Source organism: Mesorhizobium sp. 1M-11 (genome assembly GCF_001303895.1).
Classification (GTDB): Bacteria; Pseudomonadota; Alphaproteobacteria; order Rhizobiales; family Rhizobiaceae; genus Mesorhizobium.
Genome location: NZ_LJSD01000066.1, coordinates 1 through 946 on the forward strand (window position 1 = coordinate 1; position 946 = coordinate 946).

Here is a 946-nt window from a genome sequence, read left to right on the forward strand (position 1 = left end):
AACGCATCGGCCCGAAAATCGGGATCGATTTTCGGAAAGCACGATGCGCAGCTCAAAAGTGTTAGAGCGTCCTTTGCGCGTCCGAAGGGACGCGCGGCGCTCTAACGCATCGGCCCGAAAATCGGGATCGATTTTCGGAAAGCACGATGCGTAGCTTCAAAGTGTTAGAGCGTCCTTTGCGCGTCCGAACGGACGCGCGGCGCTCTAAAATCTGGATCAGCCGTTTCTGGTTGCCGCTGGGTCAAGGGCGCGGCATGCTCGCCTCTCCACGGAGGAAGAGACGATGAGCCTGGCACGCCTGAAGGAACCGCTGACCAACCTGCCTTTTTATGACGAGCGGGTCGATCTCGCCTGCGCCTTCCGCTGGACAGCGCGGCTCAACATGCACGAAGCGGTGGCCAATCATTTCTCGCTGGCGGTCAATGAAGACGGCTCGCGGTTCCTGATGAACCCGAACCAGGTGCATTTCTCGCGCGTCAAGGCGAGCGACCTCCTGCTGATCGACGCCAACGATCCTGAAACGCTGAAAGGCCCCGATGCGCCGGACCCGACGGCCTGGGGGCTGCATGGCGCCATCCATCGCAATGTCCCGCATGCGCGCTGCGTCATGCATGTGCATTCGATCCACGCAACCGTACTGGCGTCGCTGGCCGATTCGACCTTGCCGCCGATCGACCAGAACTCGGCCGCATTCTTCAACCGCACCGTCGTCGACGAGCACTATGGCGGGCTTGCCTTCGAAGAGGAGGGCGAACGCTGCTCGCAACTGCTAGCCAATCCGAAGCACAAGGTGATGATCATGGGCAATCACGGCGTGCTGGTCATCGGCGACAGCGTGGCGGATGCCTTCAACCGCATGTTCTATTTCGAGCGCGCGGCCGAGACCTACATCAAGGCACTGTGGACCGGGCGGCCGCTACGGGTGCTTTCCGACGAAATCGCAGAA

General features: G+C 61.0%; 1 protein-coding gene. It reads left to right on the forward strand.

Going from position 1 to position 946, the window contains the following annotated elements:
• Positions 1 to 283: 283 nt before the first annotated feature.
• A partial coding sequence (locus tag AO692_RS27320; protein ID WP_054313213.1) for a class II aldolase and adducin N-terminal domain-containing protein occupies positions 284 to 946 on the forward strand: 663 nt, incomplete at its 3' end.